Genomic DNA, 25038 nt, shown 5'->3' with positions numbered 1-25038 from the left:
GCACCGAGTCGGAGACGGCGAAGGGCCGCCCGAGTGAAGGCGCGACCGGGGACGGACCCGGCGGTGACCCGGTGGGGACACGACTGGGCGACGAGCCGGGCCAGGGGCAGCCCGGCGGTGAGCCCGCCAAGAACCAGGCGGGTGGTGAGCCCGCGAGGAACCAGGCGGGTGGTGAGCCCGCGAGGAACCAGCCCGGTGAGGAGTCCGCCGCGCCGCAGCCCCGTGAGGAGTCCGGCGCGCCGCGGCCCGGGGCCTCTGCGCGGGCCGGGTCCTCGCCGCAGCCGCCGGCCGGTCAGCCGCCCCCGGGACCCGGTACCTCCCCCGGCCCCGTCAAGCGAAACGACGCCCCGGACGACTCCGCGAAAGGAGACTCATGAACACCGGTGAACTCACCGACCTCGGACAGCAGCTGCGCGTGGACAGTGTCCGTGCCGCCGCGGCGGCGGGCTCCGGACACCCGACGTCCTCGATGTCCGCCGCGGACCTGATGGCCGTCCTGTTCGCCCATCACTTCCGCTACGACTTCGACCGCCCGGCCCACCCGGGCAACGACCGCTTCGTGCTGTCCAAGGGCCACGCCTCACCGCTGATGTACGCCGCGTACAAGGCGGCCGGCGCCATCGACGACGAGGAACTGCTCACCTTCCGCAAGCTGGGCAGCCGCCTCGAAGGACACCCCACCCCGCAGCGCCTGCCCTGGGTCGAGACGGCCACCGGCTCGCTCGGGCAGGGCCTGCCCGTCGGCGTGGGCATCGCACTGGCCGGCAAGCGCCTGGACCGCACCGACTACCGCACCTGGGTGCTGTGCGGCGACAGCGAACTGGCCGAGGGATCCGTGTGGGAGGCCGCCGAGCACGCCGGCCACGAGCACCTGGACAACCTGACCGTGATCGTCGACGTCAACCGGCTCGGCCAGCGCGGCCCGACCCGGCACGGCCACGACCTGGACGCCTACGCCCGACGCTTCCAGGCCTTCGGCTGGCACACGATCGAGGTCGACGGCCACGACGTGGACGCCGTCGACCGCGCCTACGGCGAGGCCGCCTCCACCAAGGGCCAGCCCACCGCGATCCTCGCCCGCACCCTCAAGGGCAAGGGCGTCGGGGGCGTCCAGGACCGCGAGGGCCTGCACGGCAAGCCGCTGCCCGACGCCGACGAGGCGATCGCGGAGCTCGGCGGCCCGCGCGACCTGCGGATCCGGGTGCAGGAGCCGCCCGCCACCCGCATGCTGCACTCCGTCCACACCGGGGACATCGAGCTCCCGCGCTGGGACCGGGGCGAGGAGGTCGCCACCCGCAACGCCTTCGGCGAGGCGCTCGCCGCGCTCGGCACCGGCCGCGGCGACATCGTCGTTCTGGACGGCGAGGTCGGCGATTCCACCCGCGCCGAGGCCTTCGCCAAGGAGCACCCGGACCGCTACTTCGAGTGCTTCATCGCCGAGCAGCAACTGGTCGCCTCGGCGGTCGGGCTCGCCTCCCGCGGCTGGGTGCCGTACGCGGCCACCTTCGCGGCCTTCCTGACGCGGGCGTACGACTTCATCCGGATGGCCTCGGTCAGCGGCGCAAGCATCAACCTCGTCGGCTCGCACGCCGGTGTCGCCATCGGCCAGGACGGGCCCAGCCAGATGGGCCTGGAGGACCTGGCGATGATGCGGGCGGTGCACGGCTCGACCGTGCTGTACCCGTGCGACGCCAACCAGACCGCCCGGCTCGTCGGTGCCATGGCCGGCCTGGAGGGCATCCGCTACCTGCGCACCTCCCGCGGCGCGAGCCCGGTCATCTACGGCCCGGACGAGGAGTTCCCCGTCGGAGGCAGCAAGGTGCTGCGCTCCTCCGGCGAGGACCGGCTGACGCTGGTCGCCGCGGGCGTCACCGTGCACGAGGCGCTGGCCGCCGCCGACGCGCTGGAGGAGCAGGGCATCCGGGCTCGGGTGATCGACCTGTACTCGGTCAAGCCCGTGGACCGCGCCGCCCTGCGCCGGGCGGCCGAGGAGACCGGCTGCCTGGTGACCGTGGAGGACCACCACCCGGAGGGCGGCATCGGCGACGCCGTCCTCGACGCGTTCACCGACGGCCGCCCCGTGCCACGCCTGGTCCGGCTCGCCGTACGGACCATGCCCGGCTCGGCGTCCCCGGACGAGCAGCTGCACGCCGCCGGCATCGACGCGGAGTCCATCGCGGCCGCCGGACGGCTGCTGGTCGAGGAGGCGGTCGTGCGGTGAGCGGCGGCGAGGGCACGCGCAGGGTGCGGGCGGGCCGCCGCACGGTGGAGCTGCACCGGCCGGACAAGGTGCTCTTCCCCGGCGGAGGCGACGCCAAGGAGTACACCAAGGGCGATTTGGTGGACTACCACCGGGCCATCGCGCCCTTCATGCTGCCGCACCTGCGCGGCCGGCCCCTGATGCTGGAACGGCACCCGGACGGCATCGACGGGCCGCGGTTCATGCAGAAGAACACCCCGGAGCACTACCCGGAGTGGATCAGGCGCGTCGAGCTGGCCAAGGAGGGCGGCACCGTCCAGCACGTCGTGTGCGACGACACCGCCACCCTCCTCTACCTGGCCGACCAGGCGAGCATCACCCTGCACCGCTGGCTGTCCCGCGCCGACCGCCCGGACCACCCCGACCGGATGGTCTTCGACCTCGACCCGGCAGGTGACGACTTCGAGGCCGTGCGGGAGGCCGCCGGGCTGCTCGGTGAGCTGCTCGACGAGCTGAAGCTGCCGTCCGCGCTGATGACCACCGGCTCGCGCGGGCTGCACGTGATCGTGCCGCTGAACGGCCGGCACGACTTCGGTGAGGTGCGCGCGTTCGCCCGGGACGTCGCCGACACCCTGGCCGACGCCCACCCCGGCCGGCTCACCACCGCCGCCCGCAAGAAGGAGCGCGGGGAGCGGCTGTACCTCGACATCCAGCGCAACGCCTACGCGCAGACCGCCGTCGCGCCCTTCACCGTCCGGCCCCGGCCGGGCGCGCCCGTGGCCGTCCCGATCACCTGGGAGCAACTGGACGACCCGGAGCTGAACGCCCGCCGCTGGACCGTCGCCGACGCGGTCGAGCAGGCGCGCACCAACCCCTGGTCAGGCCTTCTGGAGCGGGGCCGGGCGCTGGGGCCGGCCCGGCGGCGGCTGAACGCCCTGCGCGGCTGAGCCCCCCTACCCCGGATGTGGACAGGTGGCAGATGCATGCGCCCGGAGAGGTTTGGTGAACACGCTTGCGGCCACACGGAGGGGGAGGTGGCCATGTCGAACACAAAAAACTCGCAGGACTCACAGAGTTCACAGAAGTCACAGGACTCTCAGGATTCGCGTACATCGAACGACAACGAGACGGCCCGGAAGCGGCCGAATCCCATGGAGGTGCTGCGTCAGGCACGTGGCCAGCTGGCGGAACTCACCGGCATGGAAGCCGAGTCCGTGTCCTCCTTCGAGCAGACGGAGGACGGCTGGGCGCTGGAGGTCGAGGTCCTCGAGCTCGAGCGTGTGCCCGACACGATGAGCCTGATGGCGAGCTACCAGGTGGAGCTCGACAGCGACGGGCAGCTCACGGGCTACCGGCGGGTCCGCCGCTACGAGCGCGGTCGTTCCGACGCGCGCAGGTCCGGCGGCCGCTAGGCCGCCCGACCGGACCACCCGTACCCACAGACGAGGAGGAACACCCGGCATGACTGTCGTACCGGCACAGCAGACCGGCGGCGGAGGCGGCAGCAGCGGTCTCTACGACGTGCTCGAACTTGTTCTGGACAGGGGCCTCGTGATCGACGCCTTCGTTCGGGTCTCCCTGGTCGGCATCGAAATCCTCAAGATCGACGTCCGCGTCGTCGTCGCCAGCGTCGACACCTACCTGCGCTTCGCCGAGGCGTGCAACCGGCTCGACCTGGAGGCCGGGCCGCGCAAGGACCCCGGCCTGCCCGACCTGGTCGGGGAGATGACCGAGTCCGGTGCGCGCGGCAAGTCCAAGGGCGCGCTGTCCGGTGCCGCCGAGACCATCTCCGACGCCTTCAAGCAGGCGCGGAGCGAGAGTGAGACCGAATCACGACCGCGTGCCCGCAAGACGGCGGCCCGCCGTAAGGAGGAGCAGGAGTGAGCACCTACGTCTACGGCATCGCGGCGAGTTCGCACCCCGCGCTTCCGGAGGGCATGGGCGGCGTCGGCGACCCGCCCCGCCCGGTGCGCATCCTGCGCGAGGGCGACCTGGCCGCCGTCGTCAGCGAGGCACCCGAGGGGCTGCGGCCCAAGCGCAAGGATCTGCTCGCCCACCAGAACGTGCTCAGCGAGGCCGGCGCGGCCGGCTGCGTGCTGCCCATGCGGTTCGGATCCGTCGCCCCGGACGACAACTCCATCACGGCGGTGCTCGCCGAGCGCGCCGAGCACTACAAGGAGCGGCTGCAGGCCCTGGACAACCGGGTCGAGTACAACATCAAGGCCAACCACGTCGAAGAGGCCGTCCTGCACCAGGTGATGGCCGAGAGCCCTGACATCCGGGGTCTCGCCGAGGCCAACCGGCAGGCGGGCGGCGGCAGTTACGACGACAAGATCCGCCTCGGCGAGATGGTCGCGGCCGCGGTCAAGGCCAAGGAGTCCGAGGACGGCGCCGCCCTGCAGCGCGCGCTGGAGGGGGTCGCCGACGATGTCAGCGTGGGCCCCGAGTCCACCGGCTGGCTGGCCAACGTGTCGTACCTGGTGGACCGGGAGTCGGCCGAGTCCTTCCTGGCCGCGGTCGAGCAGGTGCGCAAGGACATGCCACACCTGGAGGTGCGGGTCAACGGCCCGCTGCCGCCGTACAGCTTCGTCGAGCCCGGCCCGGCCGAGCCGGCGGGCACCGCCGCGGGTGGCACGGAGACCGGAGCGGGGTGACGACGTGGGCCTGATCTCTGAGGTGCTGCTGCTGCCGTTCGCACCGGTGCGCGGCAGCGCCTGGGCCATCAAGCAGGTCGTCCAGGAGGCCGAGCGGATCTACTACGACCCCGCGACGATCCGGGCCGAACTGGCCCGTCTGGAGGAGCAGCTGGAGGCCGGGGAGATCACGGAGGAGGAGTTCGACCGACAGGAGGACGAACTCCTCGACCGGCTGGAGACCGCTTCGCGCGGAGGCGCGGGAACAGGTAACGGGACGACACAATGAACCGAATGGGACTGGGTCTCGCCATAGGGGCCGGATACCTCCTGGGCCGGACCAAGAAGCTGAAGATGGCGGTGGCCGTCGGCGGTCTGGTCGCCGGGAAGAAGCTGAACCTGAGCCCGCGCATGGTCGCCGAGCTGCTCCAGGAACAGCTGCGGAACAACCCGCAGTTCAAGGAGATCGGGGACCAGCTGCGCGAGGACCTGCGCGGGGTCGGCAAGGCCGCCTCCGGCGCCATGGTCGAGCGCCAGCTCGACGCGCTCGCCGACCGGCTGCACGGCCGCACGGCCCAGGTGCGTGACCAGCTGTCGGGCGCGGTGCCGGGCCGGAGCAAGGACGACGAGGCCGACGAGGCCGAGGACGCCGAGTACGCCGACGACGAGGACGAGGAGCCCGAGGGCGAGGAGCCCGAGGACTCCGGTTCCGAGGAGGACGACGAGCCCGAGGACTCCGGTTCCGAGGAGGACGAGGAGCCGGAGGCGGAGAAGTCCTCCGCCAGTAAGGCTCCGGCGAGGAAGGCCGCGAAGAGGGCCTCCACCAGCAAGGCCCCCGCGAAGAAGGCGGCGGCACGGAAGACCTCGGCCGCGAAGAAGACGGCCACGGGGAACCGGGGCGGCGGCAGCCGCTCCCGGCAGCCGAAGGGAGGCGGTGAGGAATGACCGACACCGTCGGATCGGCGAAGTCCGCCGCGAACGGAGCGTCGAAGAACCCGCTCGCCGGCATGGCCCACAGCGAGGCCGCGGACCGGCTCAAGGCGGAGGTGCAGGAGTACCTCGCCGCGCAGGCCACACGCATGCTGACCGGTGTGGGCCGCAAGCTCGGCGAGACCACCGGCAAGCTGAACGACATCGCCGAGGGCAACAGCCCCGGCCTCGGCAAGCTCGCCCTGTCCGGTGGGCGCAAGCTCGCCGAGGGCAAGGGGCCGGTACGCGCCGCGCTGGAGACCGGTGGCTCGCACCTCAAGGACAAGGTCACCGGCGCCTTCAAGAACCTGGGCGGCGGCAAGAAGGGCAAGGGCCGCTCCGGAAACAAGCCCACCGTCATCATCGAGCACATCGACGTGGGTGTGCCGCTGCGCACCGCCTACGACCAGTGGACGCAGTACCAGGACTTCAGCACCTTCGCCAAGGGCGTCAAGAGCGCGAGCCGCGACGACGACACCCACTCCGACTGGCAGGCGAAGATCTGGTGGTCCAACCGGAGCTGGAAGGCGACGACGACCGAGCAGATCCCCGACGACCGGATCGCCTGGACGTCGGAGGGCGCCAAGGGCACCACGAAGGGCGTCGTCTCCTTCCACCGGCTCACCGACAACCTGACCCGCGTCCTGCTCGTCATCGAGTACTACCCGTCCGGCTTCTTCGAGAAGACCGGCAACATCTGGCGCGCCCAGGGCCGCCGCGCCCGGCTCGACCTGAAGAACTTCGTTCGCTTCATCACCATCAAGGGCGAGGCGGAGGACGGCTGGCGCGGCGAGATCCGCGACGGCGAGGTCGTCACCAGTCACGAGGACGCCCTCGCCGAGGAAGAGTCGGAGTCGGAGGAGGGCTCGGAGCAGGAGCCCCGCGACGAGGACCAGGAGGACGAGGACCAGGAGGACGAGGAGCCGGAGGGCGAGGAGCCGCCCGAGGGTGAGTACGAGGACGAGGAAGAGGAAGAGGAAGAGGAGGACGGGGAGCCGGAGGGCGCTTACGAGGACGAGGCCGAGGACGAGGCCGAGCCCGCGGACGAGGAGGAGCCCGAGGCGGAGTACGACGAGGATGAGGAGGACGACGAGGAGGCCGAGGAGGCCCAGGACCAGGATGTCGAGGCGGGGAGTAGGCGATGACGACGCCCAGCAGGATGCCCGAACCCTACGGCCAGGGAAGCGGCGCGAACCTCGCCGACATCCTTGAACGTGTGCTCGACAAGGGCATCGTGATCGCGGGCGACATCCGCATCAACCTGCTCGACATTGAACTCCTCACGATCAAACTGCGGCTGATCGTGGCCTCCGTCGACAAGGCGAAGGAGATGGGCATCGACTGGTGGGAGACCGACCCGGCTCTCAGCTCACGGGCCCGCCGTGACGAACTGGCCCGTGAGAACGCCGAGTTGCGCGAGAGGCTGGCCCGGCTGGAGGAACTGGAGCCCGGCCGCGCGGAGAAGAAGGAGGCACCGTGACCGGACTGCGGTACGTCTACGCCGTCTGCCGCCCCTTCAGTACCCCGCTCCAGGCCCAGTTGACGGGGGTGGCGGGCGACCCGCCCCGAGCGCTGACTCACCGCGGCCTGCTGGCCGTGGTGAGTCACGTACCGGAGCAGGACTTCGCCGAGGAGCCGCTCCGGGCCCATCTGGAGGACCTGGACTGGCTGACCGCTACCGCCCGCGCCCACCAGGGCGTGATCGACGCGCTCACCACCGTCACGACCCCGCTGCCGCTGCGGCTCGGCACCGTCTTCGTGGACGACAGCGGTGTCCGGACGATGATGGAGGCCCGCGAGGAGGACTTCCGGCGCACCCTCGACCGGCTGGAGGGCCGTGTCGAGTGGGGCGTCAAGGTCTACGCCGAGTCCGAACCGCAGGAGAGCGCCCGGCCCGCGCAGAAGCCCGCCTCGGGCCGGGACTACCTGCGCCAGCGGCGCATGCAGACCAGGTCGCACGAGGAGATGTGGCAGAAGGCCGAGGCGTTCTCGACCAGCCTGCACGAGAGGCTCTCCGCGTTCGCGGAGGACTCCCGGCTGCATCCGCCGCAGAATCCGGCGCTTTCCAAGGTGTCCGGACGGAACGTGCTGAACGCCGCCTACCTCGTACCGCGGGCGCGCTCCGAGGAGTTCGTGGAAATGGTCGACCGCACGAAGGACGAAGCCCCCGGGATGCGCGTCGAACTCACCGGCCCCTGGGCCGCCTATTCGTTCGCCGGGGAGGGCGCATGAGTGACGGGGAGAAGCCGTGACCGTAGTGGAGCGCCGTGAGGTGGCCCTCGTGGACCTGCTGGACCGGCTGCTGGCCGGCGGTGTCGTCATCACGGGGGACATCACGCTGCGGATCGCCGACGTCGACCTCGTCCGCATCGACCTCAACGCGCTGATCAGTTCGGTGAACGCCCAGGTGCCCTCGCCGTTCGAGGAGTTGCTGTGACCTCCCCCGAGCCCCTGCCGGAACCCGGAGAACCCGGCCGCCCGCCGCGCAAGCGGCTGGATCTGGAGCCCGACACCGTCGAGCGCGACCTCGTCAAACTCGTGCTGACGGTGGTCGAGCTGCTGCGCCAGCTCATGGAGCGCCAGGCCTTGCGCCGGTTCGACGTGGGGGACCTGAGCGAGGACCAGGAGGAGCGGATCGGCCTCACGCTCATGCTGCTGGAGGAGCGGATGGCGGAGCTGCGCGACCGTTACGGCCTGCGGCCTGAGGACCTCAATCTGGACCTCGGGCCGCTCGGACCGCTGCTGCCCCGGGACTGACCCCGGTCGGTCCCGGGCGGGGGCCCGGGTCAGGCGTCCTTCCGGCAGAGGATCTCCCCGTGCAGCACGCTGAACCAGCCCTCCTCCAGGGCGCCCCATTCCCGCCATGCCCCGCTCACCTCCCGCAGCTCCGCCGCGCTGGCGTGTCCGCCCTCCACGGCCCGGCCGGCGTACGCAGACGCCAGCGTGCGATCGGCCCACAGGCCGCTCCACCAGGCCCGCTCCCCGGGGGTGGCGAAGGTCCAGGTGCCGGAGCCCGCCGTGACGTCCGTGAACCCGGCCCGCAGCGCCCACGCCCGCAGCCGGCGCCCCGCGTCCGGCTCCCCGCCGTTGGCACGGGCCACCCGGCGGTACAGGTCGAGCCAGGCGTCCAGCCCCTCGGAGGCCGGATACCAGGTCATCGCCTCGTAGTCGGCGTCCCGCACGGCGACGAACCCCCCGGGCCGGGTGACGCGCTTCATCTCCCGCAGCGCTCGCACCGGGTCGCCGACGTGCTGGAGCACCTGGTGGGCGTGGACCACGCAGAAGGTGTCGTCCGGGTAGTCCAGGGCGTGCACGTCGGCGACCGCGAAGTCGGTGTTGGCCAGCCCCCGTCCCGCCGCCGTGGCGCGCGCCTGCGCCAGGATCTCCGGCGCACGGTCGACCCCGGTGACATGCCCGTCGGGCACGAGCTCCGCCAGGTCGGCGGTGATGGTGCCCGGCCCGCAGCCGACGTCGAGGATCCTCATGTGCGGCTTGAGTGAAGGCAGCAGGTAGGCGGCCGAGTTGGCGGCGGTCCGCCAGGTGTGCGAGCGCAGCACCGATTCATGGTGCCCGTGCGTGTAGACGGCGGTCTCCCGAGATTCCGGCATGGCGGACCCCACCCCTTCCGTTGCGGTCGGCAGGGGACCTACCGTACGCAGTGGTACCGAATGATGAGACCTTCGTCTCGCCATACGGGCGGACGTGACGTCGGTAACCGCCGGGGACTCCAGGGCGACCCCGGCCGCGACGGCGGGGCCCGCGCCCCGCCCACGCCGGGTCCGGCCGGCCCGGTGGAGGCGGGTGTCCAGGGCGAGAGCGCGGTCGCGCAGGGGGTACCGCCCGGATTTCGTGGCGGTGAGGTCCAGGTGGGGGACCGTCCTGACGGGCGGGTACCCGGCAGGAGCCGGCGCACCGCCGCCGGGGTCAGGGTCGGGGTCCGGCATCGCTACTTCGTGAGGGGGAACCGGGGCCATGAGCGGGCGCGTCACGGCGGTCAGCAGCAACGGGGAGTACTCGTTCACCAAGCAGAACCGGGACAGCATCACGCTGCTCGCCGGCCTGGGGGTGGAGGGGGACGTGCACGCCGGTGTGACGGTCAGGCACCGCTCGCGGGTCGCGCAGGATCCCACGCAGCCGAATCTGCGCCAGGTGCACCTCATCCACGAGGAGCTCCTCGCCGAGGTCCGCGAGGCGGGGTTCGAGGTGGCGCCCGGGGGACTGGGCGAGAACATCACCACGCGGGGCATCGACCTGCTCGGCCTGCCGGCCGGCACGCTGCTGCACATCGGCGGCTCCGCCGTCGTGGAGGTCACCGGGCTGCGCAATCCCTGCCGGCAGATCGACCGCTTCCGGGCGGGGCTGCTCAAGCGGGTCGTCGGCCGGGACGCGGCGGGCAACGTCGTGCGCAAGGCCGGGATCATGAGCGTGGTGCGGGAGGGCGGTGTGGTGCGCCCGGGGGATCTGATCAGGACGGAACTCCCGGCGGAGCCGCACCGGCCGCTGCGGAAGGTCTGACCGCGCACCAGGTGCCCGGGGTGGAGGGCGGGCGCGGCCTCCACCGGCCTCCACCCGAAATGCGTTTGCCCACCCCGGCCCCGGCCGCACAGAATCGCCGCCATGGGTCACCTCGAAGCCGCACACCTGGAGTACTACCTGCCCGACGGAAGGGCACTGCTGGGTGATGTGTCGTTCCGGGTGGGGGAGGGCGCCGTCGTCGCCCTCGTCGGGCCCAACGGCGCCGGGAAGACGACCCTGCTGCGTCTGCTCGCCGGGGAGATCAGACCGCACGGCGGGTCCGTCACCGTCGGCGGCGGCCTCGGCGTCATGCGGCAGTTCGTCGGCTCCGTACGCGACGAGACGACCGTGCGCGACCTGCTCGTCTCCGTGGCCACCCCGCGCATCCGCGAGGCGGCCCGCTGCGTCGACGCCGCCGAGCACGCCCTCATGACCGTCGACGACGAGGCCGCCCAGCTGACGTACGCCCAGGCCCTCGCCGACTGGGCCGAGGCGCGCGGGTACGAGGCCGAGACGCTGTGGGACATGTGCACCACCGCCGCGCTCGGCATTCCGTACGACAAGGCGCAGTGGCGTCAGGTGCGCACCCTGTCCGGCGGCGAGCAGAAGCGGCTCGTCCTGGAGGCCCTGCTGCGCGGTACCGACGAGGTCCTCCTCCTCGACGAGCCGGACAACTACCTCGACGTGCCCGGCAAGCGGTGGCTGGAGGAACGCCTCGCCGAGACCCGCAAGACCGTCCTGTTCGTCTCCCACGACCGCGAGCTCCTCGCCCGCGCGGCCCAGCGCATCGTCTCCCTGGAGCCCGGCCCCGCCGGCGCGGACGCCTGGGTGCACGGCGGCGGCTTCGCCACCTTCCACGACGCCCGGCGCGAGCGCTTCGCCCGCTTCGAGGAACTGCGCAGGCGCTGGGACGAGAAGCACGCCCAGCTGAAGAAGCTCGTGCTGAACCTGCGTCAGGCCGCCGCGGTCAGCCACGAGATGTCCTCCCGGTACCAGGCGGCCCAGACCCGCCTGCGCAAGTTCGAGGAGGCCGGCCCGCCGCCGGAGCCGCCGCGCGAGCAGGACATCAGGATGCGGATCAAGGGCGGCCGCACCGGCGTCCGGGCCGTCACCTGCCGGAAGCTGGAGCTCACGGGCCTGATGAAGCCCTTCGACCTGGAGGTCTTCTACGGCGAGCGCGTCGCCGTCCTCGGCTCCAACGGCTCCGGCAAGTCCCACTTCCTGCGCCTCCTCGCCGGCGACGACGTGGCCCACACGGGGCAGTGGAAACTGGGCGCCCGGGTCGTGCCCGGCCACTTCGCGCAGACGCACGCGCACCCGGAGCTGGAGGGCCGCACGCTGCTGGACGTGCTGTGGAAGGAGCACGCGCAGGACCGCGGCGCCGCGATGTCCCGGCTGCGCCGCTACGAGCTGACCCACCAGGCCGAGCAGACGTTCGACCGGCTGTCCGGCGGGCAGCAGGCCCGCTTCCAGATCCTCCTGCTGGAACTGCGGGGCGTGACGGCCCTGCTGCTCGACGAGCCGACCGACAACCTGGACCTGGAGTCGGCCGAGGCGCTCCAGGAGGGCCTGGAGGCCTTCGAGGGGACGGTCCTCGCGGTCACCCACGACCGCTGGTTCGCCCGCTCCTTCGACCGCTACCTGGTCTTCGGCAGCGACGGCCGCGTCCGCGAGACCCCGGAACCGGTCTGGGACGAACGCAGGGTGGAACGAACCCGCTAGACCTGGGACAGGGGCCGGTGCGGCCCCCGCCCGGAGGCCTGGCCGCTGTGGTCACTTCCAGCGCAGCAGCGCTCCCAGGCCGCCCGTGGGCACCTCCTGGGTGGAGACCGACAGGACGTTCGCGTCCGTGGCCACCGCCGAGCGGATCAACGCGTCGTCCGCCCGGGCCGGCCACGAGTGCTGCTCGCCGAGGATCCTCAGGTCGGTCCGCCGTACGGCCACCTGGTCGGGGTCCTCGCCGATCCAGACCTCGCGGTGCGCGTCGGGCCCGTCGAGCCTGATCAGCAGTTCGTCGATGCGGTGCTCGCGCGCCGCCTCGATCAGCGCCGGAACGCCCTCGACGGCCCCGGCCCGGCCCTCGTCGTCCGGCGTGCGGGCGGCGCGGAACCGTTCCAGCTCCGCCTCGGCCCGCCGCGCCACGTGCTCGGCGCGGGCCCGCTCCACGTCGTCGTCCAGGAGCCGGCTGCCGGTGCCGTGCGGCGCCTCGACCACGAGGTCGTGCAGCCGCTTGGGCAGCCGCTCGTGCACGGACCGCCGCTCACGGTCGTCGCCGACGAGGATCAGCAGGTCGGCGTCGGTCTCCTCCTGGCACACGGCGAGCGCGTCGGCGACCTCCGCGGCGTTGTGCTCCCAGGTGTTCTCCACCCGCAGCTGGAAATGCCGCTCGGACCAGTCCACGGAGCTCGTCCGGTGCACCGGCCACTGCCGCCCGGTCACGCTCCCGGCGTCCTGCCGGCCCAGCGCACTGCGCAGCTCGAAGTCCGCGCCCTTGCGGTCGATGGAGGCGACGACGCACACCGGGTCCTCGCCGGCCAGCTCCAGCAACGGCGTGACACGGGGCAGCGGCGCCCATTCGGCCCAGTCGCCGCCCCGCGGCGGACGCACCAGCGGCGGGTCGAGAACCACCTCGCCGGCACGGGCGAACAGGGCCCGGCCGTGTGGCTCGGACGAGTGCCGCAGATCCTCGATCGCGCTCTGCACGGCCCGGCAGGTCGCCTCGTCCGCGCCCTGCGCGGCGAGGTGCCGTGCCATCGCCTGGGCCGTGAGGTGTCGCTCGTGGGAGGTGTCCTCCGTATGCCGGGAGGTGTCGACGTACACCGAGGCCCAAGGGCCGGGGTGTTCGTACAGTGGGTGCAGGAAAGCGAGATCCATGGCTCCTCCGGATGCCGCTCCGGGGCAGTGCTCAGTTGCTCCCGGGGCGGGTACCCGGACCGCATGAACGAACACGACGAGCGGGGCGACACGATGACCGGAGTGGACCCTGACCGGCTGGACGACCAGCAGCTCATGAAGGAGCTGGAGACCATCCACCGCACGCGCCACGACACACTGCTGTACGGCTCGAACGACGCGCTGCGGGCCCACAACGAGCGCATGGCGCAGCTGGAGGGCGAGTACCTGCGCCGCAACCCGAACCGCCCGGTGGCCGCCGGCCGCACGCGCGAAGGGGCCCGGGAGCGCGGGAGCGGGGAGTCGGCGACTCCCACGACACCCGGCACCTGAGCCCCGCACGGCACCGCACACGACACACGGAGCCGCCCCACGCCGCCGAGGCGTGGGGCGGCTCCGTACCTCCGTGACGCCCGCGCCCGGCGCCGCCGCCGTCAGGCGGCCTCGCGGGCGAAGACGTCGAGGAACGTCTCGCAGAACACCTTCAGATCGTCCGGCTTGCGGCTGGTGACCAGCTTGTTCGCCCCGTGGTCGCAGACCTTCACCCGCTCGTCGACCCAGGTGCCGCCCGCGTTGCGGATGTCCGTCCGCAGGCTCGGCCACGAGGTCAGCACCCGGCCGCGCACGACGTCCGCCTCGACCAGCGTCCACGGCGCGTGGCAGATCGCCGCGACGGGGCGGCCCCGCTCGAAGAAGTCGCGCACGAACGCGACGGCCTCGCCGTCCATGCGCAGGAAGTCCGGGTTGGCCACGCCGCCCGGCAGCACCAGCGCGCCGAACGAACCGGGTGACACCTCACCCACGACCTCGTCGACCGGGAAGGTGTCCGCCTTGTCGAGGTGGTTGAACGCCTGGATCTCCCCCTCCTTCGTCGACACCAGCACGGGCTCGTGACCGGCGTCCTTCGCCGCCTGCCACGGATCGGTCAGCTCGACCTGCTCGACGCCCTCGGGTGCGACCAGAAACGCGATACGCATGGTGTTCGACGTCCTTTCCTGTTGCTTGTCTGCTGCTTCGGCTCCGCTGCCCGGATCCGGGCTAGCTGCCGCGGGCGTCCGGCTCGGCGCGGCTGATGTCCGCCAGCGCCGACGCGGGGTCCTCGGCCTCGGCCACGTCGCCGAGGCTGACGATGCCGACCGGCAGTCCGTTCTCCACCACCGGCAGCCGGCGCACGGCGTGCTCGCGCATCAGCGCCACCGCCGTCGTCACCCGGTCGTCCGGCGTCACGGTGACCGGGTTCTTGGTGCACACGGCCCGGGCGCTCACCGTCATGGGGTCGGCGCCGTCCGCGACGGCCCGCACCGCGATGTCACGGTCGGTGAGCACCCCGACCACGTCCTGCCCGTCGGCCACCACCACATCGCCGATGTTCTGCGTGCGCATCAGCTGCGCCGCCTCGACGAGCGAGGCGTCCGGGCGCACGGCGACCACACCCGCAGTCATCACGTCCTTCACCAACTCGGCCTTCACCGGTGTCTCCGTCCGTTGCCGGGCCGACGGGGGCACCGCGGCGCACCCGCCGGCGCGGCCGCGGTGCCCCCGCACGGCCCCTACGCGTACTCCTCCGGACCGGTCTCCCGGGCCCGGACCAGGGCCTCGGCCAGCTCCTGGACATTGCCGTAGCGCTCCTGGTGCGGCAGCCGCTCCAGCGCCTCGACGAGCGCGTCGGGCGCCTGACGGCCGCGCACCTCGCGGGCCAGCTCGCGCGCACTCGCGGGGAACGCCCTGCGGCCCAGGATCCGCGCCAGGTCCAGCCGCACCGACTCCAGGGACGTCGGCCCCCGGCCCGGCGTCACCGGCCCGTATGCGACGTCGGGGTCGTCCTCGGCGGCCGGCTCCGGGTCGTGCCACTCCTCACTGCGCGTGGGATGCCCGGACCTGAGCAGACCCTGCAGTTCGTGCTTCATCTCGTCGTCCCGGTGGACGCTCAGCCGGTCGCTGCCTCGCTGCATGTCTCCCTCCAGACCTTCGGGGGTCCGCACCGCGTACCCGAACACCGGGAGCCGACACGGATCCGGCGGCCCGGGATCCGCGGAGCGCCCCGGTTTGCGCCACCGGCTGCGGGAGACCCGGACCGCACCCCCCACACCTCCCTGGGGAAGGACACGCCATGGCGTTGCTCACTGTGCTCATTCCGCTGCTGATGCTCGGGGTGGTGCTGGGCTTGGGCCGATACGAGGAACTGCTGCTGCCACAGGGCGACACCGGCCGGCGCGAACCGGCCGGCGCTGCCCCCGCCACCGCGGCCGCTACTTCTTCTCCCGCCCCGGCAGGAACTCCTGCACCTTCGCCCTGAAGCCGCGCCTGACCACCGGTCCCCGGTCCGCGTCACCCTTCAGCAGCGACGCGGCGGTCGCCTCCATCTGCTCCCAGGTGGCGTGCGGCGGGACCGGTGGGACGGCCGGGTCGGTCAGGAACTCGACCACCGCGGGACCGTCCGCCTCCAGCGCGGTGCGCCAGGCCGCCTCGACGTCCTGCGGCTTCTCCACCCGGATGCCGGTCAGTCCCAGCGACCGCGCGAACGCCGCGTACTGCACGTCAGGCAGCTCCTGCGACGGCAGGAACGAGGGCGCGCCCCCCATGGCCCGCAGCTCCCAGGTGACCTGGTTCAGATCGCGGTTGTTCCACACCCCGATCACCAGCCGCGGATCGTCCCACAGGTGGCGGTACTTCGCCGCGGTGATCAGCTCCGCCATGCCGTTCATCTGCATCGCACCGTCCCCGACCAGCGCGATCGCCGGCCGGTCCGGATGCGCGAACTTCGCACCGATCACGTACGGCACCGCGCAGCCCATCGTCGCCAGCGTGCCGGAGAGCGAGCCGCGCATGCCCGCCCGCATGGTCAGGTGCCGCGCGTACCAGTTCGCCGTCGAGCCCGAGTCGGAGGTGACGATCGCGTTGTCCGGCAGCAGCGGGTCCAGCGCCCGGGCCACGTGCTCGGGGTTGACCGGATCCGCCTCCAGCGCGGCCCGGCGCTCCATGACGTCACGCCAGTGCGCCACGTTGTCGCACACCGTGTCGTACCACTCACGGCCGCGGCCTGCCTCGATCAGCGGGATCAGCCGCTCCAGGGTCACCTTGGCGTCGCCGACCAGGTTGACCTCGTAGGGGTAGCGCATCCCGATCATGTGCGGGTCGATGTCGATCTGCACGCCCCGCGCCTTGCCGAACTCCGGCAGGAACTGGGAGTAGGGGAACGACGAGCCGATCGTCAGCAGCGTGTCGCAGTCCCGCATCAGCTCGTACGACGGGCGCGTGCCCAGCAGGCCGATCGAGCCGGTGACGTAGGGCAGTTCGTCGCTGATGACGTCCTTGCCGAGCAGCGCCTTGGCGACGCCCGCGCCGAGCAGTTCGGCGATCCGCTCCACCTCGGCCCGCGCGCCGGCCGCGCCCTGGCCGACCAGGATGGCCACCTTGTCACCGGAGTTGAGGATCTCGGCCGCCCGCCGCACCGAGTCGTCGGACGGAACCGCCGTCCACCCACTGCGGTCCAGACTGGACGGCACCATCTTGAACTCGTGCGACGGCGGCGCGTAGTCGAGGTCCTGCACGTCGCCGGGGATGATGACCGCGGTCGGGCAGCGCCGCGCGTACGCGGTGCGGATCGCCCGGTCCAGCACGTTCGGCAGCTGCTCGGGCACCGTCACCGTCTCCACGAAGTCCGAGGCGACGTCCTTGAACAGCGTGTGCAGGTCCACCTCCTGCTGGTAGGAGCCGCCCATCGCGCTGCGGTGCGTCTGCCCGACGATCGCCAGCACCGGCACGTGGTCCAGCTTGGCGTCGTACAGGCCGTTCAGCAGATGGATCGCGCCCGGCCCCGACGTCGCGGCGCACACCCCGAGACGGCCGCTGAACTTGGCGTAGCCGACGGCCTGCAGCGCCGACATCTCCTCGTGCCGCGACTGCACGAACCGCGGCTCGTTCTCGGCCCGGCCCCACGCCGCGAGCAGGCCGTTGATGCCGTCACCCGGGTAGCCGAAGACGTGCTCCACCCCCCACTCGCGCAGCCTGCGCAGGACGTGGTCGGAGACCTTGCTGCTCATGTACGACCTCCCGGACGCGTGACGACACCGTCGGCCGTACGAGTCACCCTGTGCGACGGCAAAAAACGCGGACGTCCCGGCGTGGTCCGCGCCGACGCGCGCCCACGGCGACCGTCCGGCCCACCGGCTGAGCGGCACCCTGGGGTTCACGGACCCGGCGTTCACCCGGTCGGCGGGTGCCGTCCCGCTAATGGGGGTCGGCCGCGCGCGGCGCCGCGCCGGGCTCGTTGTGATGGCGGCAGGGCCTTCCTGCCGTCGCCCGAAGGAGCTCGCTCCATGCGCCGCACCCTCCACGCACTGTCCGTCGCCGCCCTGGCCGGTCCGGCCCTGGCGGGCTTCGCGCCGGCCGCGTCCGCCGAACCCGCCGCCGAGGTCGCTCCCGCCACCGTCCGGCCCGGGGGCACGCTCACGATCTCGGTCACCTGCGATCCGGACGGGGAACCCCCGCCCGAGAGCATCGACGCCACCTCACAGGCCTTCGACGAGGGCACGGTGGCGCTGCACAAGGTCAGCGGCAACGACGACGAGTTGTCCGGCCCCGCCTACCGCGGGACGGCCCTCATCGCCTCCGCCGAGAACTTCGAGGGCGATCCGGACGCCCTCGGCGAGGACTCCGCGTGGACCGTCGACGGCACCTGCCCGGCCGCACCCGGCGGGGAGGGCAAGCAATGGAGCGCGACCTTCACGGTGGCCCACGGAACCGGTCCGCACCCACCGTCCCCCCGGCCCACCCACAAGCCCACGCACCACCCCTGTCCCGAACCGTCGCACCACCGCGAGCCCCATCCCGGCGCGTGCGGTGAGGCGCCCGTCCAGCGCGGCGTGCGGGCCGGTGACGGCGGCGCCTTCACCGACTCCGTGCCGGCCCTGGTCGCCGGCGGGCTGCTGATCGCGGGCGCGTGCGGCGCCGCCGCACACCGCCTGCGCAACCGGGGGAGCGGCACACACCACTGACCTCGACCCACCCACTGACCACCCACGCACACCACTGACGCCCGGCGCACACCACCGCGCCCCCGGCGTGCACCACCGGTCTCCGGCGTGCACAGCGGGCCCGCGAGCCCCCCGCTTCCCCGGCCCCGCCCCGCTCATGCTGTGACCGTCACGACCCGGGCGGGGCTCATGCGGCGGCTGTCCTGTGGGTACTCAGTGGCCGAGGGCACGAGCCGCACCGTACGGACCACCGGGCAGCGGACGGCGCAGGCGCCGAAGGCGACCCGACACGGCGGCACGAGTCACTGCGGAGGTACGGATGCGGCGGACGGACCCGGAAGGCCACGGCCCGGTCCGGTTCGGGCCGTCGATCCCCGAGGACGGCCTGCCCGTGCTGCCGGAACTGGCCGCCGTGCTGGCGTCGGCGGCCTCCCGCGGCGGCCACGAGCCGGTCGGCGGCGGCCCCGCCCTCCGCGAGGCCGCCTGTGGCTACTGGGACCGGCGCGGACTGCACTGCGACCCCGGCCGCGTCGCCGCCGCCCCCGGCGCGCCCGCCCTGCTCCTCGCCCTGACCGCGGCCCTCGGCGGCGACGTCCTCGTGCCGAGACCCTGCGCCGCCTGGTGGGCGCCGTACGCACGCCTGCTGGGGCGCCCCGCCTTCCAGGTGCCGACCCCGCCGGAGAGCGGCGGCGTCCCCGACCCCTACGCCCTGCTGGAGACCGTGCGCCGGGTCCGTGCCGAGGGCGGCGACCCGCGGCTGCTGGTGCTGTCCGTCGCCGACGACCCCACGGCCACCGTGGCCCCGCCCGAACTGCTGCACGAGACCGTCGAGGCCGCCCAGGGACAGGGCCTGCACCTGGTCAGCGACGAGACCTGGCGCGACACCCTGCACGAACCGCACGACACCGTGCTGCTCAGCCCCGCCGAGATGCTGCCCGACCGGGTCGTCGTCGTCTCGGACCTGGCCGGTGCCCTCCTCCCGCCCGGCTGGCCGGCCGCCGTCGCCCGCTTCCCGGCCGGGGACGAAGCCGACGGCCTCCACGCGCGCGTGCTCGACGTGCTCACGGCCCTCGACGGGCGGGTCGCCGCCCCGGTCGCCGCGGCCGCCGGGTACGCCCTCGCGGAACCCGGACCGGTCACCGGGCGCGTGACCGCCGCCGTGCGCCTGCACGCACGCCTGGCCGCCGCCGCGCACGACGCCGTGGTCTCCGCCGGCGCCCTCGCCCGGCCCCCGCGGTCCGGCCGTCACCTGTACGCCGACCTCGGCCCGCTGCGCCCCGCCCTGGCCGCGCACGGCGTCGGAGACGCGCAGGAACTGGAGGACTTCCTCAGCGCCCGGCTCGGCATGCCCGCGCCGGGCGGCCACCGTTTCGGCGACGGCCTCGAAGCCCCGCGCGTGCGGCTCTCCACCGGCGCACTGATGGGCGGCTCCGACACCGAACGCGCGGAATGCCTCACCTCACCCACGCCGTTGGAACTGCCGCACGTGCAACGCGCGTTGATCCATCTGAAGTCGGTCTTCGACGATCTCCGCGACGACGCTCAGCGAGGGGAGCCTGCGCGATGACGCAGCAGTCCGAGTCGACCACCAGCACGGCCACCGGCCCGGCCACCCGGGACACCGGACCAGCGGCCCTCCCGTCCCCCGTGGCGGCCCCGTACCCGCCGCTGGCCCAACCCCGGCCGCTGGCCGAGCGCCGGGTGTGGCCGCGCACCTTCCACGACCGGCTGACCGCCCCGCTGCCCGGCCTGAAGGCCATGGCCCGCTTCGCCCGCGAAGGCGCCGTGAGACCCGGCCCGGAGGGCCTGGCCGACATCCCCCGCCTGCCCTACGCCCCGGCCCCGCTGCCCCGCGTCGACGCCCGCACGGTCGCGGTCACCTGGGCGGGACACGCCAGCTGGATCCTGAGGATCGGCGGGCTCACGGTCCTCACCGACCCGGTCTGGTCCCGCCGCATCCTCGGCACCCCGGCCCGCATCACGCCCGTCGGCGTCCCCTGGGAGGACCTGCCGCGCGTCGACGCCGTCGTCATCAGCCACAACCACTACGACCACCTGGACGCCCCCACCCTGCGCCGCCTCCCGCGCGACACCCCCGTGTTCGTCCCGGCCGGGCTCGCCCGCTGGTTCCACCGCCGCCGCTTCACCCGCGTCACCGAGCTCGACTGGTGGGAGGCGGCCGAACTGAACGGCGTCCGCTTCGACTTCGTCCCCTCCCACCACTGGTCCAAGCGCACCCTCACCGACACCTGCCACAGCCTCTGGGGCGGCTGGGTGCTCACCGACCAGGACGGCCAACGCGTGTACTTCGCGGGCGACACGGGATACGGCCACTGGTTCTCCCGCATCGGCCGCCGCTACCCCGGCATCGACCTGGCGCTGCTGCCCATCGGCGCCTACGACCCCCGCTGGTGGCTCAGCGACGTCCACTGCGACCCGGAGGAAGCGGTCCGGGCGGCCCAGGACCTGGGAGCGACTCGGATGGCCCCCATGCACTGGGCCACGTTCGTGCTGTCGGCCGAGCCCGTCCTGGAACCCCTCACGCGCGTGCGGGCGGCCTGGGAGAAGACGGGCCTGCCCCGCGAGAACCTGTGGGACATGCCGGTGGGCGCCTCGAAGGTGCTGTAGGGAAACGCCCTCGACGGGGCGCGGGGAGCCGCGCGAGCAACCACCGGCCACCCGCGCCCCGGGCACGACCACGCCCCCACGGCGTCACCGCACCCGCCGCACCACACTCGGCACCACGCTGATCAGCAAGGTCAGCCCGATCGCCGCCACGACACCCTCCCACGGCTCGTCGAACAACGACCCGCCGAGAATCCCGATCAGCTGGTACGTCACGGCCCAGGCCAGGCAGGCAGGGAAGTTCCCCCGGGAGAACCGCCGCAGCGGCCACTTCGCCAGCAGACACGCCAGCATCACCGGAATCCGCCCGGCCGGCACCAGCCGGGACAGCACCAGCACGGCGACCCCGTGCGAGGCCAGCTTCTCCTGCGCCTGCGCCAGCCGGTCCTCCGGCGCCCGCGCCCGCAGCGCCTCCAGCCAGCGCGAGCCGTTCTTCGACGTCAGCCCGCGCCGCCCCAGCCAGTACAGCGCCGCGTCCCCGAGGAACGCCGCCAGCGACGCCGTCACGAACACCATCGCCAGCGAGAACGGCGCCGTCTGGTGCACCGCGACCACCGCGGCCGAACTCACCAGCGCCCCCGTCGGGATCACCGGCACCAGCGCCCCGAGCAGCACCAGCACGAAGAGCGTCGGGTACCCGATCGCCTGCTGCGTCGCCTCCGGCAGCACGGACGCCGGCGTGACGGCCGGCACCGCGAGCAGGGGCAGCCCGGCCGCAGCCGCGGGCGCGGACCACGTCACAGAGCCGCCTCCAGCCGCACACTCTCGCCGTGCCGCAGCCGGTGCACCGCCGCCTCGGGCGCGTACCGGGCGGCCAGCCGGACGAACTCGTCCCCCGGCGCGTGGAACTCGTGGGGGCGCACGGCGTCCATCCCGATCGGCCAGTACGTGCCGTAGTGCACCGGCACCGCGCTGCGCGCCCCGAGGCGCGCCAGCGCCTGTGCCGCCCGGCCCGCGTCCAGATGCCCCTCGCCCAGGTACGGCCCCCAGCCGCCCACCGGCAGCAGCGCCGCCTCGACCGGCCCGACCTCCTTGGCCATCTCGTCGAACAGCCCGGTGTCCCCGGCGAAGTAGGTGCGGGCCTCGCCGGATATGACATAGCCGAGGGCGGGGGAGCGGTGCGGCCCGAGCGGCAGCCGCCGCCCGTCGTGCCGCGCCGGCACAACCCGTACGACGACGTCCCCGACCCGCGTCTCGTCGCCGGGCGCCACCTCGGCGACCCGCAGGTGCGTGAGCCGGCGCAGCGCGGGCACCGCCCGGCGCGCGCCCCGGGGCACGAGCAGGCGCGTGCCCGGCGCGAGCCGCATCAGCGACGGCACGTGCAGGTGGTCGGCGTGCAGATGCGAGATCAGAGCGACGTCCGCGCGGTGGGCGTCGGGGGGCGGCAGGTCCCCGCGCCGGCGACGCAGGTGCGCGAGCCGGCGCGCGAACAACGGGTCGGTGAGCACGCGCACGTTCGAGTCCTCGACGGTGCAAGTGGCGTGACCCCACCAGGTGATCTCCACCGGCACTTCTTTGCCTCCTTCGCGCGACTCCCCGAAGCCTACGTGCAGGAGTAGGGTCGGCGGCGAAACCCGGAGGTGAGGGGGGACGCCATGGGGCCGGTGCGGGTCACGGCGATCGCGAGTCTGACGCCGCTGGAGGAACTGGACCACGACCCGTTCCTGGTCGACTCCCGCAGCCAGCACGCGATGTGCGCCCGCTGGGCCGCCGAGCGGGGCTACACGGTCAGCCGCGAGTTGCTGGTGCGCGGGCTGCGGCCCGACCACGAGGCCCTGTGGGACGGCGTCCGGCCCGGCCTCGACCTGTTCGTGGCGCCCAGCCGGCGGGTCCTGGAGAGCGCGCTCGCCTCCGTCGAGGAGTTCACCGCGGAGTGCGCGCGGCGCGGCGTGCGGGTCGAGACGGTGGGCCACGCGGAACCGGCGTACGACGCGGCGATGAAGGCGTGTGTGCACCGCCGGCTGTCGATGCCGACGGCCGGGTACGACGGCCGCTGAAGTTCCCGGCGGGGGGTATGAGCCGGGGACGAAGGAGCCCTCCCGGGCGTTGTGACAGGGTGGGGGAGAGCCCGTGGACGCGGCGGGCCGGGACGTGAGGTGGCTGGGCGTGCGGGGCGTGCGGTGGCGGCGGGCCGCCAGTCAGGTGGGGCGCAGCGTCGCCGTGTGGGCGGTTTCCACCGTCACGATGCTGGTGCTCGCCGGCATCCTGCCCGACTTCCGGCTCCGCTCGGCGGACGGCGACAGCGCGACCGACATCGCCGTCACGGCCGCGTTCGGCGCCGGTGCCTTCGGCGTGCTGTCGGCCGTGGTGTGGCCGCTGCTGGTGCGGCTGCTGCTCCTCGTACCCGCGCTCGTGCTCGGCCTGTTGGTCTTCTTCCTGAACGGGGCGCTGCTGCTGCTCGCCCTGAACCTCAACCCCGCCGAGCGCGGCGCCGCCGACCCGGAGACCGCCGTCGTGGTCGCCGCGGTGATGTCGGCCGTGGCGTCCGCGACCGGCGCAGCCCTGGCCGTCCGTGACGACGACGCCTACCGCCGCCGGCTCTACCGCCTCTCCGACCGCCGCCGCCGCCGGTCCGGACCGCCCTGCCCGTCCAGCCCCGGTACGGTCTTCCTGCAACTGGACGGCGTCGGCCACGACACCCTGCTCGACGCGGTCGGCGAGGGCCTGATGCCCACCGTCGCCCGCTGGCTCGACCCGGGCCCCGGCGGCCGCCCCAGCCACCGGCTCACCCCCTGGCGCACCGACTGGTCCAGCCAGACCGGCGCCAGCCAGCTCGGCATCCTGCACGGCAGCAATCACGACGTCCCGGCCTTCCGCTGGTACGAGAAGGACACCCGCGAGATCGTCGTCTGCAACCGCCCGACCAGCGCCGCCGAACTCCAGCGCCGCGCCGTCGGATACGCCGGGCACGGCGGCCTGCTCACCGTGGACGGCGCCAGCCGCGGCAACCTCTTCGGCGGCGGCGCCGACCAGCAGGCCCTGGTGCTGTCCATCGCCACCCGCCGCCGCAGCCGCGAGAACCGCTCCCGCGACGGCTACTTCGCCTACTTCTCCGACCCGGCCAACGCCGTGCGCACGGCACTGTCCTTCCTCGCCGAGGTCGGCCGGGAGATCGGCGAGTCCACCCGGGCCCGCCTCCGCAAGCAGCGGCCGCGCGTCTCCCGCGGCGGCCTCTACCCGCTCGTGCGCGCCTTCGCGACCGTCGTCGAGCGGGACGTCGTCGTCGCCGCCGTCACCGGCGACATGCTCGCCGGACGCACCGCCGTCTACGCCGATCTGGTCGCCTACGACGAGGTCGCCCACCACTCAGGGCCCGCGAGCCGCGACGCGCGGAAGGTCCTGCAGCGCCTGGACCGCTGCCTCGCCCTGATCGAGAACGTCGCCGAGCACGCCCCGCGCCCGTACCGGATCGTCGTGCTGTCCGACCACGGCCAGAGCCCCGGCGAGACCTTCCGCTCCCGCTACGGCCTCACCCTCGGCGACCTCGTGCGGGCCGGCTGCGGACTGCCCGTGCCGCGCCGGGCCGAGCGCACCCGCAGCGGCGCGGAGGCCCGCGCCGCCGTCCGCGCCGCGCTGCGCATACCGGTCGAGGAGGGCCGCGAGCGGCACCGGCCGGTGCGCCGCGAGGAACCGATCGTGCTGGCCTCGGGCAACCTCGGTCTGGTCTCCTTCCCGGACGTCACCCACCGGATGAGCAAGGAGGAGATCGACGCCCGCCACCCCGCGCTGCTGCCGACCCTCGCCAACCACCCCGGCATCGGCTTCCTGCTGGTGCGCAGCGAGCAGCACGGCGGGGTCGTCCTCGGCGCGTACGGGGCCGAGATCCCGCTGGCCGACCTCGACCACGACCCGGGCCCGCTCGCCGCGTTCGGCCCGGGCGCCGCCGACGCGGTCCGCCGCACGCACTCCTTCCCGCACGCCGCCGACATCATGGTCAACTCCTTCCACGACCCGGTCGACGGCGAAGTCCTCGCCTTCGAGGAGCAGATCGGCTCCCACGGCGGGCTCGGCGGCGCCCAGGGCAAGCCCTTCCTGCTGTCGCCGCTCACGCTGTCCGCGCCCGTCGGGGACGGGGCGGAACTCGTCGGTGCCGAGCGGGTGCACCGGGTGCTGCGGCGCTGGCTGCGCGAGTCGAACGGACCGCAGGTGCCGCTGGAGGCCGGCGAGCAGGAGCGCGCCGCCTGAAAATCGGCTGCGCCTCGCGGGCCGTACGCCCACACTGTTCGTG

At 73.4% G+C, this 25038-nt stretch carries 28 protein-coding genes; 20 read left to right on the top strand and 8 right to left on the bottom strand.

The window, feature by feature from the left end; translation table 11 throughout:
* Window positions 1-373 precede the first annotated feature (373 nt).
* The 12 genes from RIN80_RS04825 (at window position 374) to RIN80_RS04770 (ending at window position 8559) form a co-directional block, all read left to right on the top strand.
* Complete coding sequence (locus tag RIN80_RS04825) at window positions 374-2221, top strand: transketolase (RefSeq protein ID WP_309094217.1); 1848 nt, start codon at window positions 374-376, stop codon at window positions 2219-2221.
* Window positions 2218-3147, top strand: coding sequence for a non-homologous end-joining DNA ligase (ligD, locus tag RIN80_RS04820; protein WP_309094216.1), 930 nt, complete (start codon window positions 2218-2220; stop codon window positions 3145-3147). Before RIN80_RS04825 ends, ligD begins: the two co-directional genes overlap by 4 nt.
* A gap of 93 nt (window positions 3148-3240) precedes the next feature.
* The gene (locus RIN80_RS04815) at window positions 3241-3612 is read left to right on the top strand and encodes a gas vesicle protein (protein WP_309094222.1); all 372 of its coding nucleotides are present in this window, start codon (window positions 3241-3243) and stop codon (window positions 3610-3612) included.
* A gap of 49 nt (window positions 3613-3661) precedes the next feature.
* Entirely contained in the window at window positions 3662-4084 is a 423-nt protein-coding gene (locus tag RIN80_RS04810; protein WP_309094215.1) for a gas vesicle structural protein GvpA, read from the top strand.
* Window positions 4081-4854, top strand: coding sequence for a GvpL/GvpF family gas vesicle protein (locus RIN80_RS04805; RefSeq protein WP_309094214.1), 774 nt, complete (start codon window positions 4081-4083; stop codon window positions 4852-4854). The genes RIN80_RS04810 and RIN80_RS04805 overlap by 4 nt, the downstream gene beginning before the upstream one ends.
* Window positions 4855-4858: 4 nt before the next feature.
* Window positions 4859-5122, top strand: coding sequence for a gas vesicle protein GvpG (locus RIN80_RS04800; RefSeq protein WP_309094213.1), 264 nt, complete (start codon window positions 4859-4861; stop codon window positions 5120-5122).
* On the top strand, window positions 5119-5778 hold the full coding sequence (locus RIN80_RS04795) for a DNA primase (RefSeq protein WP_309094212.1): 660 nt from the start codon (window positions 5119-5121) through the stop codon (window positions 5776-5778). Before RIN80_RS04800 ends, RIN80_RS04795 begins: the two co-directional genes overlap by 4 nt.
* The gene (locus tag RIN80_RS04790) at window positions 5775-6947 is read left to right on the top strand and encodes an SRPBCC family protein (protein WP_309094211.1); all 1173 of its coding nucleotides are present in this window, start codon (window positions 5775-5777) and stop codon (window positions 6945-6947) included. Before RIN80_RS04795 ends, RIN80_RS04790 begins: the two co-directional genes overlap by 4 nt.
* A complete protein-coding gene (locus tag RIN80_RS04785) occupies window positions 6944-7282 on the top strand; it encodes a gas vesicle protein (protein ID WP_309094210.1) in 339 nt (112 codons plus the stop codon). Before RIN80_RS04790 ends, RIN80_RS04785 begins: the two co-directional genes overlap by 4 nt.
* Window positions 7279-8034, top strand: a complete 756-nt coding sequence (locus RIN80_RS04780; RefSeq protein WP_309094209.1) for a GvpL/GvpF family gas vesicle protein — start codon at window positions 7279-7281, stop codon at window positions 8032-8034. Before RIN80_RS04785 ends, RIN80_RS04780 begins: the two co-directional genes overlap by 4 nt.
* A gap of 16 nt (window positions 8035-8050) precedes the next feature.
* Window positions 8051-8239: a gas vesicle protein gene (locus RIN80_RS04775; RefSeq protein ID WP_003994122.1), complete on the top strand. Its 189-nt coding sequence runs from the start codon at window positions 8051-8053 to the stop codon at window positions 8237-8239.
* Complete coding sequence (locus tag RIN80_RS04770) at window positions 8236-8559, top strand: gas vesicle protein K (protein WP_309094208.1); 324 nt, start codon at window positions 8236-8238, stop codon at window positions 8557-8559. Before RIN80_RS04775 ends, RIN80_RS04770 begins: the two co-directional genes overlap by 4 nt.
* Before the next feature lie 29 nt (window positions 8560-8588).
* Here the strand turns inward: RIN80_RS04770 and RIN80_RS04765 are convergent, their stop codons facing one another.
* A complete protein-coding gene (locus RIN80_RS04765; protein ID WP_309094207.1) occupies window positions 8589-9410 on the bottom strand; it encodes a methyltransferase domain-containing protein in 822 nt (273 codons plus the stop codon).
* Window positions 9411-9774: 364 nt separating this feature from the next.
* Between RIN80_RS04765 and RIN80_RS04760 the strand changes: the two genes are divergently transcribed.
* Both RIN80_RS04760 and RIN80_RS04755 read left to right on the top strand, forming a co-directional pair.
* Window positions 9775-10317: an MOSC domain-containing protein gene (locus tag RIN80_RS04760; protein WP_309094206.1), complete on the top strand. Its 543-nt coding sequence runs from the start codon at window positions 9775-9777 to the stop codon at window positions 10315-10317.
* Window positions 10318-10419: 102 nt separating this feature from the next.
* A complete protein-coding gene (locus RIN80_RS04755; protein ID WP_309094205.1) occupies window positions 10420-12039 on the top strand; it encodes an ATP-binding cassette domain-containing protein in 1620 nt (539 codons plus the stop codon).
* A 51-nt stretch (window positions 12040-12090) separates the two neighbouring features.
* Here RIN80_RS04755 and RIN80_RS04750 read toward each other — a convergent pair whose 3' ends face one another.
* The gene (locus tag RIN80_RS04750) at window positions 12091-13191 is read right to left on the bottom strand and encodes a Vms1/Ankzf1 family peptidyl-tRNA hydrolase (protein ID WP_309094204.1); all 1101 of its coding nucleotides are present in this window, start codon (window positions 13189-13191) and stop codon (window positions 12091-12093) included.
* 63 nt (window positions 13192-13254) lie between these two features.
* On the opposite strand from RIN80_RS04750, the gene RIN80_RS04745 reads away from it, so the two are divergent.
* Window positions 13255-13542 (top strand): DUF6158 family protein, encoded by a 288-nt coding sequence (locus RIN80_RS04745; protein ID WP_309094203.1) that lies wholly within the window; start codon window positions 13255-13257, stop codon window positions 13540-13542.
* A 101-nt stretch (window positions 13543-13643) separates the two neighbouring features.
* Here the strand turns inward: RIN80_RS04745 and RIN80_RS04740 are convergent, their stop codons facing one another.
* From RIN80_RS04740 to RIN80_RS04725, 4 genes are all read right to left on the bottom strand, one after another.
* Window positions 13644-14186 carry a type 1 glutamine amidotransferase domain-containing protein gene (locus tag RIN80_RS04740; RefSeq protein WP_309094202.1) on the bottom strand — a complete coding sequence of 181 codons (543 nt, stop codon included), beginning with the start codon at window positions 14184-14186 and terminating at the stop codon, window positions 13644-13646.
* A 61-nt stretch (window positions 14187-14247) separates the two neighbouring features.
* Window positions 14248-14679, bottom strand: a complete 432-nt coding sequence (locus RIN80_RS04735; RefSeq protein WP_309094201.1) for a CBS domain-containing protein — start codon at window positions 14677-14679, stop codon at window positions 14248-14250.
* An 80-nt stretch (window positions 14680-14759) separates the two neighbouring features.
* Complete coding sequence (locus tag RIN80_RS04730) at window positions 14760-15161, bottom strand: DUF2795 domain-containing protein (RefSeq protein WP_309094200.1); 402 nt, start codon at window positions 15159-15161, stop codon at window positions 14760-14762.
* Between the two features lie 297 nt (window positions 15162-15458).
* Entirely contained in the window at window positions 15459-17252 is a 1794-nt protein-coding gene (locus tag RIN80_RS04725; protein ID WP_309094199.1) for a thiamine pyrophosphate-requiring protein, read from the bottom strand.
* 276 nt (window positions 17253-17528) lie between these two features.
* On the opposite strand from RIN80_RS04725, the gene RIN80_RS04720 reads away from it, so the two are divergent.
* The 3 genes from RIN80_RS04720 to RIN80_RS04710 all read left to right on the top strand — a co-directional run bounded on the left by RIN80_RS04720 (window position 17529) and on the right by RIN80_RS04710 (window position 20813).
* On the top strand, window positions 17529-18206 hold the full coding sequence (locus RIN80_RS04720) for a hypothetical protein (protein ID WP_309094198.1): 678 nt from the start codon (window positions 17529-17531) through the stop codon (window positions 18204-18206).
* Between the two features lie 298 nt (window positions 18207-18504).
* Window positions 18505-19752 carry an aminotransferase class I/II-fold pyridoxal phosphate-dependent enzyme gene (locus tag RIN80_RS04715; protein ID WP_309094197.1) on the top strand — a complete coding sequence of 416 codons (1248 nt, stop codon included), beginning with the start codon at window positions 18505-18507 and terminating at the stop codon, window positions 19750-19752.
* On the top strand, window positions 19749-20813 hold the full coding sequence (locus tag RIN80_RS04710; RefSeq protein ID WP_309094196.1) for an MBL fold metallo-hydrolase: 1065 nt from the start codon (window positions 19749-19751) through the stop codon (window positions 20811-20813). Before RIN80_RS04715 ends, RIN80_RS04710 begins: the two co-directional genes overlap by 4 nt.
* An 84-nt stretch (window positions 20814-20897) precedes the next feature.
* Here RIN80_RS04710 and RIN80_RS04705 read toward each other — a convergent pair whose 3' ends face one another.
* Complete coding sequence (locus RIN80_RS04705; protein WP_309094221.1) at window positions 20898-21512, bottom strand: VTT domain-containing protein; 615 nt, start codon at window positions 21510-21512, stop codon at window positions 20898-20900.
* Between the two features lie 35 nt (window positions 21513-21547).
* Window positions 21548-22321, bottom strand: coding sequence for an MBL fold metallo-hydrolase (locus tag RIN80_RS04700; RefSeq protein ID WP_309094195.1), 774 nt, complete (start codon window positions 22319-22321; stop codon window positions 21548-21550).
* 84 nt (window positions 22322-22405) lie between these two features.
* Between RIN80_RS04700 and RIN80_RS04695 the strand changes: the two genes are divergently transcribed.
* Together RIN80_RS04695 and RIN80_RS04690 are read left to right on the top strand one after the other, a co-directional pair.
* Complete coding sequence (locus RIN80_RS04695; protein ID WP_309094194.1) at window positions 22406-22807, top strand: hypothetical protein; 402 nt, start codon at window positions 22406-22408, stop codon at window positions 22805-22807.
* 109 nt (window positions 22808-22916) lie between these two features.
* Complete coding sequence (locus tag RIN80_RS04690) at window positions 22917-24995, top strand: phage holin family protein (protein WP_309094220.1); 2079 nt, start codon at window positions 22917-22919, stop codon at window positions 24993-24995.
* Window positions 24996-25038 lie beyond the last annotated feature (43 nt).

The organism is Streptomyces sp. (assembly GCF_031181705.1).
Lineage (GTDB): Bacteria > Actinomycetota > Actinomycetes > Streptomycetales > Streptomycetaceae > Streptomyces.
This window is presented reverse-complemented; position numbering and strand designations above follow the sequence as displayed.

Bases quoted from the DNA above. Each gene is read 5' to 3' on its own strand.
- RIN80_RS04810 (WP_309094215.1), top strand. From the start codon at position 3,662: ATGACTGTCGTACCGGCACAGCAGACCGGCGGCGGAGGCGGCAGCAGC.
- RIN80_RS04720 (WP_309094198.1), top strand. From the start codon at position 17,529: ATGCGCCGCACCCTCCACGCACTGTCCGTCGCCGCCCTGGCCGGTCCG.
- RIN80_RS04765 (WP_309094207.1), bottom strand. From the start codon at position 9,410: ATGCCGGAATCTCGGGAGACCGCCGTCTACACGCACGGGCACCATGAA.
- RIN80_RS04755 (WP_309094205.1), top strand. From the start codon at position 10,420: ATGGGTCACCTCGAAGCCGCACACCTGGAGTACTACCTGCCCGACGGA.
- RIN80_RS04715 (WP_309094197.1), top strand. From the start codon at position 18,505: ATGCGGCGGACGGACCCGGAAGGCCACGGCCCGGTCCGGTTCGGGCCG.
- RIN80_RS04730 (WP_309094200.1), bottom strand. From the start codon at position 15,161: ATGCAGCGAGGCAGCGACCGGCTGAGCGTCCACCGGGACGACGAGATG.
- RIN80_RS04710 (WP_309094196.1), top strand. From the start codon at position 19,749: ATGACGCAGCAGTCCGAGTCGACCACCAGCACGGCCACCGGCCCGGCC.
- RIN80_RS04725 (WP_309094199.1), bottom strand. From the start codon at position 17,252: ATGAGCAGCAAGGTCTCCGACCACGTCCTGCGCAGGCTGCGCGAGTGG.
- RIN80_RS04750 (WP_309094204.1), bottom strand. From the start codon at position 13,191: ATGGATCTCGCTTTCCTGCACCCACTGTACGAACACCCCGGCCCTTGG.
- RIN80_RS04760 (WP_309094206.1), top strand. From the start codon at position 9,775: ATGAGCGGGCGCGTCACGGCGGTCAGCAGCAACGGGGAGTACTCGTTC.
- RIN80_RS04785 (WP_309094210.1), top strand. From the start codon at position 6,944: ATGACGACGCCCAGCAGGATGCCCGAACCCTACGGCCAGGGAAGCGGC.
- RIN80_RS04740 (WP_309094202.1), bottom strand. From the start codon at position 14,186: ATGCGTATCGCGTTTCTGGTCGCACCCGAGGGCGTCGAGCAGGTCGAG.
- RIN80_RS04815 (WP_309094222.1), top strand. From the start codon at position 3,241: ATGTCGAACACAAAAAACTCGCAGGACTCACAGAGTTCACAGAAGTCA.
- RIN80_RS04695 (WP_309094194.1), top strand. From the start codon at position 22,406: ATGGGGCCGGTGCGGGTCACGGCGATCGCGAGTCTGACGCCGCTGGAG.
- RIN80_RS04745 (WP_309094203.1), top strand. From the start codon at position 13,255: ATGAACGAACACGACGAGCGGGGCGACACGATGACCGGAGTGGACCCT.
- RIN80_RS04795 (WP_309094212.1), top strand. From the start codon at position 5,119: ATGAACCGAATGGGACTGGGTCTCGCCATAGGGGCCGGATACCTCCTG.
- RIN80_RS04790 (WP_309094211.1), top strand. From the start codon at position 5,775: ATGACCGACACCGTCGGATCGGCGAAGTCCGCCGCGAACGGAGCGTCG.
- RIN80_RS04825 (WP_309094217.1), top strand. From the start codon at position 374: ATGAACACCGGTGAACTCACCGACCTCGGACAGCAGCTGCGCGTGGAC.